The 17019-nt window shown below is 40.7% G+C and carries 19 protein-coding genes and 2 pseudogenes; all 21 read left to right on the top strand.

The annotated features are described in order from the left end of the window. Positions 1 to 177: 177 nt before the first annotated feature. The 21 genes and pseudogenes from treR to K5Q34_RS05720 all read left to right on the top strand — a co-directional run bounded on the left by treR (position 178) and on the right by K5Q34_RS05720 (position 17016). Positions 178 to 891, top strand: a complete 714-nt coding sequence (gene treR / locus K5Q34_RS05820) for a trehalose operon repressor (protein ID WP_044683691.1) — start codon at positions 178 to 180, stop codon at positions 889 to 891. A 57-nt stretch (positions 892 to 948) separates the two neighbouring features. Continuing rightward, a complete protein-coding gene (locus K5Q34_RS05815; protein WP_002935948.1) occupies positions 949 to 1260 on the top strand; it encodes a hypothetical protein in 312 nt (103 codons plus the stop codon). Next, positions 1257 to 1805, top strand: coding sequence for a CvpA family protein (locus tag K5Q34_RS05810; protein ID WP_002935945.1), 549 nt, complete (start codon positions 1257 to 1259; stop codon positions 1803 to 1805). The genes K5Q34_RS05815 and K5Q34_RS05810 overlap by 4 nt, the downstream gene beginning before the upstream one ends. A gap of 338 nt (positions 1806 to 2143) precedes the next feature. Continuing rightward, positions 2144 to 4477 (top strand): endonuclease MutS2, encoded by a 2334-nt coding sequence (locus K5Q34_RS05805; RefSeq protein ID WP_221864665.1) that lies wholly within the window; start codon positions 2144 to 2146, stop codon positions 4475 to 4477. Between the two features lie 169 nt (positions 4478 to 4646). Next, positions 4647 to 5036: a DUF1310 family protein gene (locus tag K5Q34_RS05800; RefSeq protein ID WP_205028769.1), complete on the top strand. Its 390-nt coding sequence runs from the start codon at positions 4647 to 4649 to the stop codon at positions 5034 to 5036. Then, positions 5029 to 5202: a hypothetical protein gene (locus tag K5Q34_RS05795; protein ID WP_205028770.1), complete on the top strand. Its 174-nt coding sequence runs from the start codon at positions 5029 to 5031 to the stop codon at positions 5200 to 5202. The genes K5Q34_RS05800 and K5Q34_RS05795 overlap by 8 nt, the downstream gene beginning before the upstream one ends. A gap of 1 nt (position 5203) precedes the next feature. Then, positions 5204 to 5593, top strand: a complete 390-nt coding sequence (locus tag K5Q34_RS05790) for a DUF1310 family protein (RefSeq protein ID WP_221864664.1) — start codon at positions 5204 to 5206, stop codon at positions 5591 to 5593. Continuing rightward, positions 5586 to 5990: pseudogene (locus K5Q34_RS05785) on the top strand (triacylglycerol lipase); the annotation flags it as partial. The gene K5Q34_RS05790 and the pseudogene K5Q34_RS05785, both read left to right, overlap by 8 nt. A gap of 65 nt (positions 5991 to 6055) precedes the next feature. Then, a complete protein-coding gene (locus tag K5Q34_RS05780; RefSeq protein WP_044762595.1) occupies positions 6056 to 6433 on the top strand; it encodes a DUF1310 family protein in 378 nt (125 codons plus the stop codon). Positions 6434 to 6435: 2 nt separating this feature from the next. Then, positions 6436 to 7224, top strand: a pseudogene (locus tag K5Q34_RS05775) (esterase/lipase family protein); the annotation flags it as partial. An 85-nt stretch (positions 7225 to 7309) separates the two neighbouring features. After that, positions 7310 to 7702 (top strand): DUF1310 family protein, encoded by a 393-nt coding sequence (locus K5Q34_RS05770; RefSeq protein ID WP_221864663.1) that lies wholly within the window; start codon positions 7310 to 7312, stop codon positions 7700 to 7702. Then, a complete protein-coding gene (locus K5Q34_RS05765; protein ID WP_253214094.1) occupies positions 7695 to 8099 on the top strand; it encodes a hypothetical protein in 405 nt (134 codons plus the stop codon). Before K5Q34_RS05770 ends, K5Q34_RS05765 begins: the two co-directional genes overlap by 8 nt. 47 nt (positions 8100 to 8146) lie before the next feature. Then, positions 8147 to 8545: a DUF1310 family protein gene (locus K5Q34_RS05760; RefSeq protein ID WP_221864662.1), complete on the top strand. Its 399-nt coding sequence runs from the start codon at positions 8147 to 8149 to the stop codon at positions 8543 to 8545. Then, positions 8532 to 9797 (top strand): alpha/beta fold hydrolase, encoded by a 1266-nt coding sequence (locus K5Q34_RS05755; RefSeq protein ID WP_221864661.1) that lies wholly within the window; start codon positions 8532 to 8534, stop codon positions 9795 to 9797. The genes K5Q34_RS05760 and K5Q34_RS05755 overlap by 14 nt, the downstream gene beginning before the upstream one ends. Then, positions 9776 to 10162 (top strand): hypothetical protein, encoded by a 387-nt coding sequence (locus K5Q34_RS05750; RefSeq protein WP_024413256.1) that lies wholly within the window; start codon positions 9776 to 9778, stop codon positions 10160 to 10162. Before K5Q34_RS05755 ends, K5Q34_RS05750 begins: the two co-directional genes overlap by 22 nt. Positions 10163 to 10174: 12 nt before the next feature. Then, positions 10175 to 10495, top strand: a complete 321-nt coding sequence (locus tag K5Q34_RS05745; RefSeq protein WP_221864660.1) for a hypothetical protein — start codon at positions 10175 to 10177, stop codon at positions 10493 to 10495. A gap of 397 nt (positions 10496 to 10892) precedes the next feature. Continuing rightward, complete coding sequence (gene trxA / locus K5Q34_RS05740; protein WP_012775426.1) at positions 10893 to 11207, top strand: thioredoxin; 315 nt, start codon at positions 10893 to 10895, stop codon at positions 11205 to 11207. A 140-nt stretch (positions 11208 to 11347) separates the two neighbouring features. Next, positions 11348 to 12877 (top strand): AMP-binding protein, encoded by a 1530-nt coding sequence (locus K5Q34_RS05735; protein WP_221864659.1) that lies wholly within the window; start codon positions 11348 to 11350, stop codon positions 12875 to 12877. 39 nt (positions 12878 to 12916) lie between these two features. Beyond that, complete coding sequence (gene msrB / locus K5Q34_RS05730; protein WP_074391370.1) at positions 12917 to 13855, top strand: peptide-methionine (R)-S-oxide reductase MsrB; 939 nt, start codon at positions 12917 to 12919, stop codon at positions 13853 to 13855. Between the two features lie 136 nt (positions 13856 to 13991). Continuing rightward, a complete protein-coding gene (locus tag K5Q34_RS05725) occupies positions 13992 to 14849 on the top strand; it encodes a helix-turn-helix domain-containing protein (protein ID WP_221864679.1) in 858 nt (285 codons plus the stop codon). Between the two features lie 181 nt (positions 14850 to 15030). Beyond that, positions 15031 to 17016: a DUF1430 domain-containing protein gene (locus K5Q34_RS05720; protein ID WP_105115835.1), complete on the top strand. Its 1986-nt coding sequence runs from the start codon at positions 15031 to 15033 to the stop codon at positions 17014 to 17016. Positions 17017 to 17019: the final 3 nt, after the last annotated feature.

The raw sequence follows: 17019 nt of genomic DNA, 5'->3' as shown, positions 1-17019 counted from the left end.
TCCCAAAAGTATGTCTTTTTTGAAATTTGTACGGACAAATTTCTTTTGTGGTATTATTGTATCCGATTTCAAAAAATAATGCAAGCGTTTTTGCTTAGTTTTTTTTAATTTTGAAATGAATTTTGTTATAATGTTGATAGTTGTATGCTATTTGACAGATGAATTTGCGAGGAAATGATGAAAAAATACCAAGAAATTTATAATGACTTAAAAGAAAAAATACGGACAAATGTTTATCCGGCAGAAAGCTCCCTACCGACAGAACAGCAGCTTCAGGAAATCTATGGTGTTAGTCGTGATACGGTTCGTAAGGCGTTGGCGATTTTGACTGAGGGAGGTTTGATTCAAAAAGTGCAAGGGCGTGGTTCAATGGTCCTTAAGCAAGAAATTCTCAATTTCCCAGTTTCAGGGTTAACTTCTTATCAGGAATTGACAAATGTTCTCCAGCTTTCTACCAAGACAGATGTTGTCAGCTTAGATATGATTACCGTTAATAGTAGCCTTTCGCATTTGACAGGTTTTGAGCCGTATAGCAAGGTGTGGAAAGTTGTCCGTACACGTTCGATTGACGGTAAGGTCTCTGTTGTGGATACAGATTATCTTGCTGTTGATGTCGTGCCAGAGTTGACAACTGCTATTGCTGAAAAATCCATTTACGAATACCTAGAAAATAAGTTAGGCCTTGATATTGCTTATGCACAAAAAGAGATTACGGTAGAGCCGACCAGTCGAGAAGAGCGCGATCTAATGCAATCGAAGGATGATTATTTGGTCTTGATTAAATCTCGTGTCTATCTCGGTGATACCCAGCAATTCCAATATACAGAAAGCAAGCATAAAATTGATAAATTCCGCTTTGTAGATTTTGCTCGTAGAAAGCATTCTTTATAGGAGAGATTAGCCAAATCAAGTTTTTTACGCTATAATAGATAGAAGAAGAGGTAAGATATGGCAAACTTAAATCGATATAAATTTACATTTGGCGAGAAGCAATTAACCTTGACAACTGAGCATGATAATTTATTCATGGAAGAGATTGAGCGTATTGCACAGGAAAAATACCAAGCTATCAAAGAAAAGATGCCGACGGCGGACCCTGAAACCCTCGCGCTTTTGTTGGCAATCAATGCTCTATCCGTTCAACTAACACGCGAGATGGCATTTGAACAAAAGGAACAAGAACTTGCAAGCGTCAAAGAAAAGGTCTTGAAAAAGAATGTGACCTTGATTGACTTAGATGAGCTTGAGGACAAGGTATGATTTCATTAGCAATTATTCTCATTTTGGCATGGAGTTTCTACATTGGCTACAGTCGTGGTCTAGTTCTACAGGCGTTTTATAGCATGGGAAGTATTATTGCTCTGGTGGTTGCGACGGCTACTTATAAAAAATTGGCATCCTTCCTTTATCTCTGGGTGCCATTTGCCAATGCGACTCAGGGGAGCTCCAACTATTATTTTGATGAGAAATATCTCTTTGACCTAGATATGGTATTTTATGCGGGATTGGCCTTTCTTTTGATATACGTCTTGGTTTACGCTATTGTGCGTTTCATAGGAATATTTGTCCATCTATTAGAGGCTTTTAATCCTGATACAAAAACGACCAATCTCATAAGCGGTGCCTTGGCTGTCTTGGTGACTTTTATTTCTCTTCAGATTGTGATGGTCTTGCTATCAACTATTCCGTTAGCGATGATTCAAGATAAATTGCACAGTAGTTTTCTTGCCAACATCATGATTCAGTACACACCATTCACTAGTAGCTTTTTAAAATCTCTCTGGTTGAGTAATATAGCAGGGTAAGGGAGACCTTATCCTTTTTATCGTCATTTATACTCTTCGAAAATCAAAATAGAACGTTGTTGATTTGATGTGATGAGTGTCAAGCTCCAGTGGAGCTTGACAGCCCGCTACCATAAATAAGAAAGTGGCAGGAGTATATCTGCGCATGGAGAAACGAACTTCGTTCGCTCTATCTCCAACCTCCAAATATTTCCCAAGCCTTTGGAGCTAGTCTGATTTTTATTGAGTATTAGTTGACTGTTATACTTTTAATGTAAGAGACTGGGAAAGACTATATTTTTATCTTATTATTGTTTTGATAATGAGATAAACCTAAGGAAAAGACTAAGTAGGAACAAATGAATAATAAAATTATTGAAACCCTTGAATTTCACAAGGTAAGACAAAAAATTGAGCCCTATCTCTTGACGGAACAGGGCTTTGAAGAATTACGACAGTTGGAGCCCATGGTGGAAGTCCACCGTATCCAACAGGCCTTCGACGAGTTGACAGACATAGCGCAGATTTTTGTGGAAAATCCTTATTTCAGTCTGGCTGCTACTAGTGACATTGGTCCAGCCATGCGTCGTTTGGAATTGGATACAGACCTCAATATCGCTGAGCTATTAGCTGTTAAAAAGGTCCTGGAAGTTTCTAAATCTCTCTTGGATTTTTATGGAAATCTGGAAAATGTCAGTCTTAGCCAGCTGGATAAACTCTTTGAGAAGATTGAGCTTTTTCCACATTTACAAGGCTCCCTCCAGTCCATCAATGATGCTGGTTTTGTAGAGGATTTTGCCTCTGAAAAACTAGCCCGTATTCGAAGAAAAATCCGTGAAGCTGAAGACCAAGTTCGTCAGGTCATGCAGGATATTTTGAAGACCAAGGGGGACATGCTGTCCGATAGCATTTTGGCAAGCCGTAATGGACGCAATGTCCTTCCTGTTAAAAATACCTATCGCAATAAGATTGCAGGGGTTGTCCATGACATTTCTGCTTCTGGCTCGACTGTGTATATTGAACCGCGGGCAGTGGTGACATTGAACGAAGAAATCAGTCACCTCCGAGCAGAAGAACGCCATGAGCTCAACCGTATCTTGCAGGAATTGTCGGATATGCTCCGTCCGCATAGTGGCGTGATTCGTAACAATGCATGGCTTATCGGACATATTGATTTCGTCCGTGCTAAGCATCTCTTTGCGCGTGATCATCAAGCAGTTGTCCCCAAACTATCTGAGAAGCAGGATATTGCCCTTCTCAACGTTCGACATCCGCTCATTGCAGAGCCTGTACCAAATGACCTGTATTTCGGTAGTCAGTTGACGGCTATCGTGATAACAGGTCCCAACACAGGTGGTAAGACCATCATGCTCAAGACCTTGGGATTAACGCACCTTATGGCTCAGTCTGGTTTGCCTATTTTGGCTGATAAGGGCAGTCGGGTAGCTATCTTCAAAGAAATTTTTGCGGATATTGGTGATGAACAGTCGATTGAGCAGAGCTTATCAACCTTCTCCAGTCACATGACCCACACGGTTCAGATTTTAGCGGAGGCAGATCAAGATTCCCTCATTCTCTTTGACGAGTTGGGGGCTGGGACCGATCCGCAGGAGGGCGCGTCTTTGGCAATGGCTATTTTGGATGACCTTCGTCTGCGTGGGATCAAGACCATGGCGACCACCCACTACCCTGAGCTCAAGGCCTATGGGATAGAAACCTCTGGTATTGAAAATGCCAGCATGGAATTTGATACCAATAGTCTGCGTCCGACCTATAAGTTTATGCAGGGTGTTCCTGGTCGCTCTAATGCCTTTGAAATAGCAAGACGTTTGGGCTTGTCGGATATCATCATCCAGTCAGCCCAATCTTGGACGGATACGGACAGCGATGTCAACCGCATTATTGAGAAATTGGAAAACCAAACGGTTGAAAGCCGCCGTCGCTTAGACAAGATTCGTGATGTGGAGCAAGAAAATTACAAGATGAACCGAGCCCTCCACAAGCTCTATGACGAGCTCAATCGTGAGCGGGAAAATGAGCTCAACAAGGCACGCTTGGAAGCCAAGGAAATTGTAGATATGGCATTGGCAGAAAGCGAGGACATTCTTAAAAATCTTCATGCTGCAGCCAGTCTTAAGCCCCACCAGATTATCGAAGCCAAGGCAGAGCTGAAAAAGTTGGCACCTGAAGTGGTAGATTTGTCTAAGAACAAAGTCTTGAAAAAAGCTAAAATTCAGAGGGAAGCCAAGGTGGGCGATGACATTATCGTTACAGCTTATGGACAACGTGGGACCTTGACCAATCAGCTTAAAGATGGACGGTGGGAAGCTCAGGTTGGCTTGATTAAGATGACCTTGGCCAAAGATGAGTTTGAGTTAGTCAAGGCGGAAAAGGCAGAGCAGCCTAAGAAACGCCAGGTTCACACAGTCAAACGTGCCAATGTACGAGGACCAAAAGCCCGCTTAGATCTCCGTGGCAAACGCTACGAAGAGGCTATGATGGAACTGGATGAATTTATCGATCAGGCCCTTCTCAACAATCTGGCACAAGTCGACATTGTACACGGTATTGGTACAGGGGTTATCCGAGAAGGGGTGACCAAGTACCTACGCCGAAACAAGCAAGTCAAGGAGTTCGGCTACGCTCCACAAAATGCAGGTGGCTCAGGCTGTACCATTGTGACGTTTAAATAAGGAATTAGCAAGCAAGGATAGAGTCAGTCTATTCTTGCTTTTATATTTCTGCGATATAGGGAATAGGATGGGTCAAAATACAGTTCAAGTACTTACTAGGTTATGCTATACTATACTTATGAGGTAAGAAAGCGTCTTACTTGATAGGATTTCATAAAGGAGGTCTAGGATGAAAAAAGTAATGAAGATCATTGTCGGCATTTTGTTAGTAATCGGGATTGGAATAGGAGGAATTGGATATATGCAACATAAAGAACATGAAGAAATGGTCGCAATCGCTACTAGTGAAGAGGCGAAAAAGGTTTATGAGGATATGATGTATCATTTAGATGAGAAAGCACTGACAGAAGATGGAGTGATCCAATGGTATAAAGTGGATGAGAGCAGTTTAAAATACAACCCGATGGGGGGATTAAATGTCAGCGTTATAGTAAACGAGGATGAATATATGGATATAAGTTACAATCTAATTGATAATGGGGATGGCACCTATCATTCAACATTCTATACCGTCTCTCCAAAATTATCAAAAACCTTAAAGGAGGAAATAGATGAATAGATATGTAGAAGATCCGCACCTTCAAGTAGGAATGACTCAATATAACAAAGATATGATAGAAGGTCGCGATGTTTATACTGAAAATAAACAATTTGTCGGCACAGTCACCCTCGACTTCGACAATGAAAATGGCAATGGTGAACAGGTTTATGCTAAGGAGGTCTAAGATGAAAACAGTTGTCAAAATTCTAGTTGGCATTATTGCCGCTATAGCACTTGGAATAGGAGGATTTAAGTTGATGCAAAAAATTGAACACGACCAGATGGTAGAGATTGTGAAGAGTGAGGAAGTGAGGGAAATGGTTGAGGAGAGGTTAATTTCTTATGACGCTAAAGCGTTAACTGAAGAAGGAATAATAAGGTCCTACTCCATTGACAATGTCTCAATTCACCACAATCCAATGGGAGGGATAAATTTTTCCGTATATTTGAATAACGATGACAATCTCTATATAAATTATGGGATTGAAAAAAGAAAGGATGGCATTGTTAAGCTAGCTGGAGGCGGAAAGTCATCCGATTTAACTAAGTTATTAGGTGAGGAAGCAAATGAATAATTCAAAAATAAAAATAAATTTAACTGATTTTGATAGACAACAGGTAGCATATGAAGAATATACTCCATATTTAAAAGGTGATGAAGTTGTAATCACAAATTTTTTTGACGAGGAAGTTTCCATCGGCACAGTCCGTAAGGTACTCAAAGATGCAACAGGCTTGGATGGCTATGTGGTTGAAGAGCCTGACGGCAATGTGACAGTCTTGTTCCAAGGTTCTAAAGGTCCAGGGAAGGAAGGCTCTGCAGCAGATTGGCTGGATAATGATTTGCCGATGGCGCACAATATTATATCTAATAAGTCAGAAGTGACGCCCCAACTTCAGTCTGCTTCCAGAAGTCTGAACCAGGTTCTGAAGGACTACCCTAATGCTAAAATTACAGTCTACGGTCACTCGTTTTATGCTATACTATGAGGTAAGAAATGCTCTTATTTGATAGTATTTCATAAAGGAGGTCTAGGATGAAAAAAGTAATGAAGATTATTATCGGCATTTTGTTAGTAATCGGGATTGGAATTGGAGGAATTGGATATATGCAACACAAGGAACATGAAAAGATGGTCGCTATTGCTACTAGTGAAGAGGCGAAAAAGGTTTATGAGGAATATTTAAGGATGGAAGAACCAGCAGCTCTTACCAAGGAAGGTAAAATTAGAACATACGAGGTTGAGCTGGAGGAACTGGGATATAATCCGATGGGTGGTCTAATGACAAAGATTTATGTCAACAATGATAAAAAGAAAACGATGAGTTTTAATCTAATTGATAATGAAGATGGGACATATAGTACAGCTTATTACATACTATCTGGAGAATTATCAACATTTTTAGAGGAGTAGCTATGGCAGGAAAATATATAGATGATCCTCATCTTCAAATTGGGATGAGTCAGTATAACAAAGATATGGTGAAGAATAGTGTAGTCAAAACCCCGAATGGCTCTCCTGTCGGCACAGTCACCCTCGACTTCGACAATGAAAATGGCAATGGTGAACAGGTTTATGCTGTCGTGAAAGATCCAAATTTGCCCAAAGACCAGGTTACGGAAGTAACGGTTCTCTTTCGAGGCTCGACTGGACCAAATGAAGTATTGTCAAAACCTGCAGATGTGTGGAATGACTGGGTTGAAAACGATCTTTTTTTAGGTTTGCGCGTCTTTGCCCAAGATCATCCGAACTATACCCAGAACCATGACCATGCGAGTGGACAATTAAAAGCATCTTCGGAAGCTCTAAATACAATAATGGCTACCTACCCAAATGCAAAAGTCAATCTGTACGGTCACTCCCTAGGTTCGATGGATGTCCAGTACGCCATTGCTAATTTATCTGACACCGACATTAACCGTTTAGAGAGCGCGTATATCTATAACGGCCCTAATATATACGGCATCCTAGACGACCAACAGAAAGCACGGGTCGACTCCGTCAAAGGGCTGATTCATAATTATGCAGATCCCAAAGACCCTGTCAGTATGGTTGGGCGTGACCTAGACAAAGGAAGTTTAGATTCCGTTGGGATGGTCCACTTCGTGGAAAGTAAGGATATCGATCTTGGCAATCAGCACATGACCTATGGCTATCAGTTAGACTCTTCTGGCAATATTAAGGTCCTACAGACTTCTTCCACTTAATATATTTAAACCACTAAATTTATGTTATACTATGAGGTAAGAAAGCGTCTTGCTTGATAGGATTTCATAAAGGAGGTCTGATATGAAAACAGTTGTTAAAATACTAGTTGGCATTATTGTCGCTATAGCACTTGGAATAGGAGGATTTAAGTTGATGCAAAAAATTGAACACGACCAGATGGTAGAGGTTGTGAAGGGTGAGGAAGTGAGGAAGATTGTAGAAGAACAACTTAAATATCTAGATAATGAAGCCCTTTCAGAGGAAGGGCTGATAAAAACATATGAAATCGATGATTCTTCTATCATTCATAGTCCTATGGGAGGGATAAGTTTTAATATTTTCTTGAATTCAGATAGAAAGTTAAGAGTGGTGTTCGAATTAGAAAAGGATTCTAATACAGGAAAAATTGAATACTCCGGGGGAGGGTATTCTTCTGAAGTGAAAAAATTAGTTGGAGAAATAAACAATGACTGAAAAGTATACTGATCGTGATCGACAGAAAATTGCCAACAAAGAGTATTCAGCTTACAAATTTGGAGATGAGGTAAATATCGGAACCCTAGAACACCCTAGATACATCGTCACAGTCCGTAAGGTACTCAAAGATGCAACAGGTTTGGATGGTTATGTGGTTGAAGAGCCTGACGGCAATGTGATAGTCTTGTTTCAAGGTTCTAAAGGTCCAGGGAAGGAAGGCGCTGCAGCAGATTGGCTGGATAATGATTTGCCGATGGCGCACAATATTATATCTAATAAGTCAGAAGTGACGCCCCAACTTCAGTCTGCTTCCAGAACTCTGAACCAGGTCCTGAAGGACTACCCTAATGCTCAGATTACAGTCTACGGTCACTCGTTTTATGCTATACTATGAGGTAAGAAAGCGTCTTACTTGATAGGATTTCATAAAGGAGGTCTAGGATGAAAAAAGTAATGAAGATTATTATCGGCATTTTGTTAGTAATCGGGATTGGAATTGGAGGAATTGGATATATGCAACACAAGGAACATGAGAAAATGGTCGCAATCGCCACTAGTCAGGAGGCGAGAAAGGTTTATGAAGATTTCATGAAAAAAAGAGATCCCAATGCCTTTGAAGAAGATGGGGTCATTCAATCTTATGAAATTGACACGAACAGTTTAAAATACAATCCTATGGGCGGGTTGATGGTGCAAGTAACAGTTAACAATGATTCTGCTATGTATATGGATTTTAATTTGATTGATAATGGTGAGGGCTCTTATCACTCCGCATATAAAGGAGTCTCTGCTAAACTATCTAAAAAGCTGAGAGAGGAGAGTGCCAATGGGGAAAATTAAATATGTAGACGAACCTAATCTTCAGGTAGCAATGTCTGAATACGATACGGGAATTACAAAAGATTACGAACTATACGATCAGTATGATAATCCCATCGGCACAGTCACCCTCGACTTCGACAATGAGAATGGCAATGGTGAACAGGTTTATGCTGTCGTGAAAGATCCAAATTTGCCCAAAGACCAGGTTACGGAAGTTACGGTTCTCTTTCGAGGCTCGACTGGACCAAATGAAGTGTTGTCAAAACCTGCAGATGTGTGGAATGACTGGGTTGAAAACGATCTTTTTTTAGGTTTGCGCGTCTTTGCCCAAGATCATCCGAACTATACCCAGAACCATGACCATGCGAGTGGACAATTAAAAGCATCTTCGGAAGCTCTAAATACAATAATGGCTACCTACCCAAATGCAAAAGTCAATCTGTACGGCCACTCCCTAGGTTCGATGGATGTCCAGTACGCCATTGCTAATTTATCTGACACCGACATTAACCGTTTAGAGAGCGCGTATATCTATAACGGGCCTAATATATACGGCATCCTAGACGACCAACAGAAAGCACGGGTCGACTCCGTCAAAGGGCTGATTCACAATTATGCAGATCCCAAAGACCCTGTCAGTATGGTTGGGCGTGACCTAGACAAAGGAAGTTTAGATTCCGTTGGGATGGTCCACTTCGTGGAAAGTAAGGATATCGATCTTGGCAATCAGCATATGACCTATGGCTATCAGTTAGACTCTTCTGACAATATTAAGGTCCTACAGACTTCTTCCACTGAGGGGGTAAATGCGATCATCATTGAAATAAGTCGTTTCCAACAGATGAAACAAACCCTATCCCGTGGTGGCTTCAGTTCGCGTGAAACCATCTATCTGGACAGCGAACAAGCCCGCATCCTGGCTCAAGGACTGGTTAAGGTTGCGGAAACCACTCACCAAACACTCGAAAAAGAGACCACTTCCACCCTTACAGAAGTAAATGAAGTCTACAGTAGCTTAGGAAATGTCCCTTTTGGCTTCATTTTGAGTCCTGATGAAGTGAGACAGGCCTACAGCAGTGCAGGTGTTGACTATCATAGTCTGGTAGGAGATAGCACCAATCAAGTCGAGAAGTTTATCACTCGTTCCAATCAACTCAAGCAGGATTTAGTGGACTTAGAAAGTCAAATCCAAGCAGGGATCGAGCAGAAAGTAACGGAAGACCAGACGTTAGCACAGAGGATACAAGAATGGACCAGTACGATAAATTAAAGACAGAGTTAATGAAGAAAGAGTGGGAATGGGAGGATATTGAGAACCAACAACGAAAAGCTCAAAAAGAACTACAAGAACATTATGAAAATGTTGAAGAAACCACTCGAATATTGACTCGAATGTTGGAAGAAAAGTATCAAGAAGTTCTGTTTGAATTGCGACAAGTCGGAGATGAGACAGGAGACTTGCACCAGTTACTCAACAATGGCATGTCCGAATGGCATACCGCAATCGATCAAGAGCGATACAGCTCCATTCACCGATTGGATCAGAAACAAGAGGACTTGGATACCTACTACAAAAACCAGTACCGAAAAATGCAAGATCAGATTGACGAAATTTATACAAAATATCGAGAATAGAAGGGAGAGCCAATGCATCAACTTTATCAAATGTTGCAAGATTTATATACCAAAGCTGACCAGATAGACTACGTGACGATTAATGCTATAGAGAAAGAAATTGAACGTTGGCTGATTCGCTCTATCTATGCTCCACTCAAACTGCGAGAAAAGAATGCAATTTTAAAACAACACAAGAAGAAAGTTCAAACAATTGGAAATGATGGAGAAAATTCCGTAAAATTGATTGCAAACAGTTTTGATACAAGTATAAAAGGCGAGTTTTCAAAAAAGGTACAACAAGTTGTGAAAGAAAAGGCAAAAGAATATACAAAATTGGAAGAGGTAGATTAATATCTCATCCTGTAGCACCCTTTCGTAAATCTTTTCCCATTGCTACAACTGGATTTGACAGGAAGAACAGTCACCCAGTCCCCCCTCGTCTCCCTGCGGTCTAGTTTAGAATGACCAACATGCTTTCAAATCACAATTGTCTAAGCATGTCTATCTCATTTCTCTTCCGTAGCACCTACTCCGTCACCTTGTCTCATTGTTACAATTGGATTTGATAAGCAAAACAATTTTTCATTTCTCGCTTGTATCGTTGCGGACAAGTTTGGCTTTACCCATTTGTTTTTACAACTGAAATTTTTATAGATAGGTTTAACTCATTTCTCTTCCGTAGCAAAAATTCGCTTTCTGTTTTTTTTTGGTGTAGAATGATAGTAGAAAAACAGAAACGGAGAAAATTATGGTTCAAGTTATTACAGATGCAAACTTTGAAGTTGAAACACAAGAAGGCGTAGTCCTTGTTGACTTTTGGGCACCATGGTGTGGTCCTTGTCGTATGCAAGCACCAATTTTGGAGCAATTGGCAGATGAAGTGGACGAAGATGAATTGCGTATTTACAAGATGGATGTTGATGAAAATCCAAACACAGCTCGTCAGTTTGGAATCATGTCTATCCCAACACTTTTGTTCAAAAAAGATGGACAGGTTGTGAAACAAGTTGCTGGTGTCCACACGAAAGATCAAATCAAAGCTATCTTGGCAGAGATTGGTTAATTGAAAATGTAAACAAGTAGTGAGTTCAGATTCGCTACTTGTTTTTTTCACAACTGAAAGTATGTTCAAAAAATCAGATTGTGAAGGTTGGCACAAGATGTTATAATAACCTTATCATTGTCATTTTAGAAAGGTTAGATATGTCAACTATTAATTACAAACCATTAAATCTCTATCGTCAGTTTAAAACAGCAGCTCAAGAGTTTCCAAATGTTGCCATTTATTTTGACCAACCCTACGCATCCTTCCCTGAATTAGGATTGGAAAATACCTATCAAACAGTTTTTGAGGCCATTCAAAGAAGAGCTGCCCAATTTGCAGCAGCAGGTATTGGCTATGGGGACAAGGTGGTTCTGTATAAGAGCCCAGCTTTTGACACCTATTTGTTAGCAGTAGCGGTAACGGCATTGGGTGCTGTTCCTGTTATGATTTCCTACCATTTGCCATCTTCGAATTTAGATGTGTTTGCGGAGCGATTGGAAAAGTCTTTCATTGTCTATGACCAGGAAACGGAAGAACGTGTGGCAGGAATGACCCGAACTGACCTGGTTACAAAGGTATTCTTACCCCAAGTCCTAGTGCAAGAAGCAGTTGCTTTTGAAGAAAATCTCCTGCCAGAAGATGTCATTCAGTACATGACCCATACTTCAGGAACGACAGGTGTTCCAAAACTAATCTGCCACACAGCACAGACCATGGGCTGGCGAGTAGCATGGCAACAGACTATTTTTGACAAGATGACGGAGAGAGGCTTGCTGGCCTTCCACATCTCCCCTGTTCATTCACGCTATAATATCGGCGTGTCGTCGGCGATTGGGCTAGGATTCCCCCTCTACCCGCTTTCTTCTGCAAGAAAAGATGATGTTGAACGGGCGCTTGCTCTTCATCGTCCAAGTGCTCTGGAAACCCATCCTAATAACTTTGTCCAATGGGCAAGATTGGCCAAGGAAAAACCAGAGGTCTTTAGTAGCATTCGTTATTACCATTCAACCTTTGATGCTATCAATATTGGTACGCTTCGCGCCTTCTTGGAGGCTTCTAAAGAGCAACATCCAGTCTTTATGCAGGTTTATGGTCAAAGTGAATGTGGTCCAATGATTTTACGTTACCATCGTTTGGAAAATCTAGGAACAGTTAGCGGACGAGATATGGGGATTGGTCTGGAAGGTTACACAGAAGCACGCATCACAGATGCCCAAGGGAATCCTCTCCCAGCTGGAGAAAACGGACATATCCAGTTCCTGTCAAAAGGCCGTGCTGTGACCTACTATAAAGAAGATGCCCGTTTCCAAGATAATGTGTACGGTGCTTGGTGGGATAGTGGTGACTACGGCTGCATGACTCCAGAGGGTACACTTCTTCTAAAAGACCGTCAGGTTGACCTCATTGAGCACATCGACAGCAATCTTGCCTTGGAGGATTTATTGCTGGATAAATTGGACTTTTTATCAGAAGTCGTGATTATACGCGATGTCAATGGTGCACCACAGCCGATTATCGCTCTGGCAGAAGATACTGAGATGAACTGGGAAGCTTGGTGGGCAATGGTTGCAGATCTACCACTATTGAAAGAACCCATCTTGATGGCTTATGACGACATTCCACGTACTGCGACCATGAAGGTTCAACGCCTCAAAATGGAAGCAGAAATGAAAGAAAAAAATCTGTAAGGGTGACGAAACCACGCTTGCAGATAAGAAGGAGTTCACATGAAAGAAATTTATCTAGCAGGCGGTTGTTTCTGGGGGATGGAAGGCTACTTTTCCCAGATTGATGGTATTCTCGACACCAGTGTTGGCTATGCCAATGGACAGGTGGAGACGACCAATTATCAACTCCTCAAACAAACAGATCACGCAGAAACACTCTATCTAGCCTATGATGAGACTCGTATCCATTTGCGGGAAATCCTCCTTTATTATTTCCGCGTCATTGATCCCTTCTCTGTCAATCAGCAGGGGCCTGACAAGGGGCGCCAGTATCGGACTGGTATCTATTACACAGATGAGGCTGATTTGCCGACCATCGAGCAGGTCATGACGGAGCAGTCTCAGCTCTTTGGCGGACGTCCCCTAGCCGTTGAAGTGGAGCCACTCGCGCATTACATCCCCGCCGAAGACTACCATCAGGATTATCTCAAGAAAAATCCCCAAGGGTACTGCCATATCGATCTTGGGCAGGCAAAAATCCCTCTGATTGATGTTGCCGACTACCAAAAGCCAGACCAGCAGGTCTTGAAAGACAGCTTGACCGATCTCCAGTATCAAGTCACTCAAGAAGCTGCGACGGAAAGACCCTTCGAAAATGAGTTTTGGAATAGCGACCAAGCTGGCATCTACGTCGATATTACGACTGGTGAGCCCCTCTTTCTCTCGACGGACAAATTCGATTCAGGCTGCGGCTGGCCCTCCTTTACCAAACCAATCAGCAAAGAAGTTGCGACTTATTTCCAAGATTTCTCCCACGGCATGAACCGCATCGAAGTTCGCAGTCGGGCTGGTCATGCTCATTTAGGTCATGTCTTTGACGATGGTCCGAGAGACAAAGGCGGTCTCCGTTACTGTATCAACTCGGCAGCCCTTCGTTTCATACCGAGAGAGGAAATGGAAGAAGCAGGATATGGCCTGTTTTTGGAGTTGATTAAATAAATTTATGAGCGCAGAAAGTCTATTCGCAAAGAATAGGCTTTTTGTGTATTAAAATTGTATGTTCAGAAAGATGATTTTGATATAATAATCTATATAGAGATTTTTCTTAAGGGATATATATGGAAAGGTTATGAAAATGATTCTTAGTAAACGTTTTAAAAATAGAAGAAAGGAACTTGGCTTTACTCAAAAGGAACTTGCAGAGGGAATTTGTGAGCAGAGTTTGATTAGTCGAGTTGAAAAATTAGGAGTTGCTCCTACATCGGATATATTATTTGCCTTATCACAACGCTTACAGGTGTCTATGGACTATTTTTTTGATGAAAGTGTATCAGATAAAGCGCCTGATATTACGGTATTTAAACGATTGGTGGACAAAGCTCTGTTCACTCGTTCCTATGATCAACTGGCTTATCTTGTAGAGGCAGAGAAGCAGAAAGAAGCTGTTCATTCGCAGGAAAGCAGTGAATATTTAACTTATCTGGCTTGTATAGTGGACTTCCATCATTATCATAAGGAAGATACTGCAATTGTACGTATGGAAGAACTTAGTCATCGAATCAGTAAGACATCTAGTTTTTATCTGGATGTATACAATAGCTTGGTTAATTTTTATGCCTTGACTTCTCGAGACGAGGCTTTAGACAGTTTGTATGAGGGGATTTCAGAAAAGCTTAGCCACTTGGATATATCAAACACAGAGAGTTTTCATAAGTATATCAAGATTCGCTACAATCACGCTCACTATCTTTTTAAAAGGAAGAGGCAGTCACAGGCAATTGATGAATTGACAGACCTAATCGAAATCTTGCGAGACAAGAAGAGTTGTTATCTTTTGGCAGATACGCTTTGTTTAATCGCAAATGTCGGAGAGGGATTTCTATCAAAAGATGAAATTCTCTCCTATTATAGAGAAGCGGAATGTCTATTCAAATTTTTTGGTCCGCAAAATAGTTATCTTAGTTTGAAAGAATATCTATCGAAAGATATTTAATAATCAAGTATAGATTTTTTATAAAAATAATTAAAATTGGTTGAAAATCAACTGTTAATATGTTAAGATAAAATAAAAAGCTATATCAACGAATGTTTGAGAACATGTTGATTTTGGTTACGGGTTCTAATGATAGGGAGGTGGTGGAGTCCACCTCCTTTTTGTACAAATGGGGTTCGTTATGAAAAAAGTATTTACTTATTTATCTACTTTTAGCGTCTGTCTCTTCTGTATATGGTTAGTGAGTCTGCAACTTGATTCTTTAGTTTATCATTACTATCCATCGGTTTCCATATTAAGTCGAGGGGAAGAAGTGACCTATGAAGAAGTGTCGGATGCCCTGACAAATTTAGCTGAAAAGGAAAATAGTCTAATTGCTAAGACAATAACAGAAACAGATGATAGTGGGCGAACTACTACCAGTTATGATGTTTTTGGGAAGGGGGAGCTTCCACAGGGCTTGGTCAAAGCGGATAGGTTAGTAGCTAGTCAGGTCAACTTAGCTGAAAATTACTATGTTGTAAAAGGGAATCTGGACATCAAAGCGGTAGAAAATGTCTTACAGTCACTAGGATTGGTGGATAGCTATATTTATAGACCGACCCTATTAAACAGTTTAAGTCTATTTCTTGGTAGAGGAGCTCCGAGCTTAGGCCTTATTATCTTTATACTCACAAATCTTGCATTGACAGTAGTTGGACAGATTGTCTACTTGCGGTCAGCAGGGATAGAGATACTTTCAGGTGTGAGGAGTTGGCAGATTGCTAGTCGTTTTTTAAGAGTGGATGGAAGAGATATAGCATTGGCTACAGTAGGGGCGCTTGTTTTTGGACTGATTGCTATTTTAATTTTGGGTTGGCCAATGGTATATTATCGTTTTGTAGCAATCGGTATTGCCTTTTATGCTTGTTTGCTTTTGTTCCTATCTTTATCAACAAGTGTTGGATTCATGATTGCATTAAACATTTCTCAGTTACAAAAGCTAATGAAGGGAGCGTTGCCTCTCAAGGCGATTTTTGCTATTTTACTAATAGGTCAGTGTTTAGCGGTTTGTATCATCTCTATTGGTGTTAGTCGAACATTGACATATGTTGGAGTTCTCCATACACTAACGATAGGAGAAAAGGCTTGGCAAGAAAGACAAGATGTTTTTAGTCTGTCTTTGAATCGTGAAGCATTCACAGCTGATGAAGCGATGGCTCAGCAACAAAGAATAGCTTGGTCTCATGTAATTTTAGAATCATATGCGAAAAATAATGTAATGTTAGTCCAGCACCATTTACGGCATAACACACTAAAACAACATACCATCATTGAATCCAGCAAGGAAATTCCTCTAGAAAGGGTGCTGTATGTGACGCCGAATTATATACAATCAGAAGGTGGCCTGTACGATTTCAATCAGCTGGAAGAGATAAAGCAATTAGGCAAGGGAGAAATTGCATTATTATTACCAAAGAGTTTGCAAAATGATGCGAGTGTTTACCAAGCGTATTTTGAGGACATGGTAGGAAAATTGCTTGCGGATGGAGAAAAATCCATAAGTTTGCATTCAAACGTTTATTACATTTCAGACGAGAAGCGATGGTTCATTTACAATCATACTCCTATAAATTATGAGCAATCTTTACAGGCTCCGTTGATTGTTGTTCTATCACCTGAAAGTTTTGAAGAAACGTCCTATTTTTGGGAAAATGCCTTACCAGATTTTGTATTTTTCAAAGATAAGGAGATGCTGGAACAGCTGTTGGACAAATACAATTTACAAAATACAATAGGTAGCTTATTATCTAGCAGGCAACAGTACAACACCCTGAGAAAAAATGTTCAACTTGAAATTCTTATGACCCTATCTCCGACAATCCTTGGAATATTCACTTCCATACTATTGTTCAATACGATGAATCTTCTATATTTTGAGACCTTTAAAAGAGAAATAGCCATCAAGCGGATAGCAGGGATGCGTTTTATCGAATTGCATGGTTCTTATCTAGGAGAACAAGTCGGCTCCGCTCTTGTTGGTATGGGTTTGGCAATGTTTATGACAAAGTCAGTTATTGTTTGCCTAGGAGTAGTTGTGGCTCTGTTGATAAATAGTTGGATGTTACTGAACAAACAAGCGAAAAGGGAAGAAAAAATCCAGTTGAGTGTATTAAATGGCAGATAGTTA

The sequence above is a fragment of the Streptococcus sp. 2018110 genome (assembly GCF_019754115.1).
Classification (GTDB): Bacteria; Bacillota; Bacilli; order Lactobacillales; family Streptococcaceae; genus Streptococcus; species Streptococcus hashimotonensis.
Note: the sequence above shows the minus strand (reverse complement) of the source record. Positions and strands in the feature narration are given on the sequence as shown.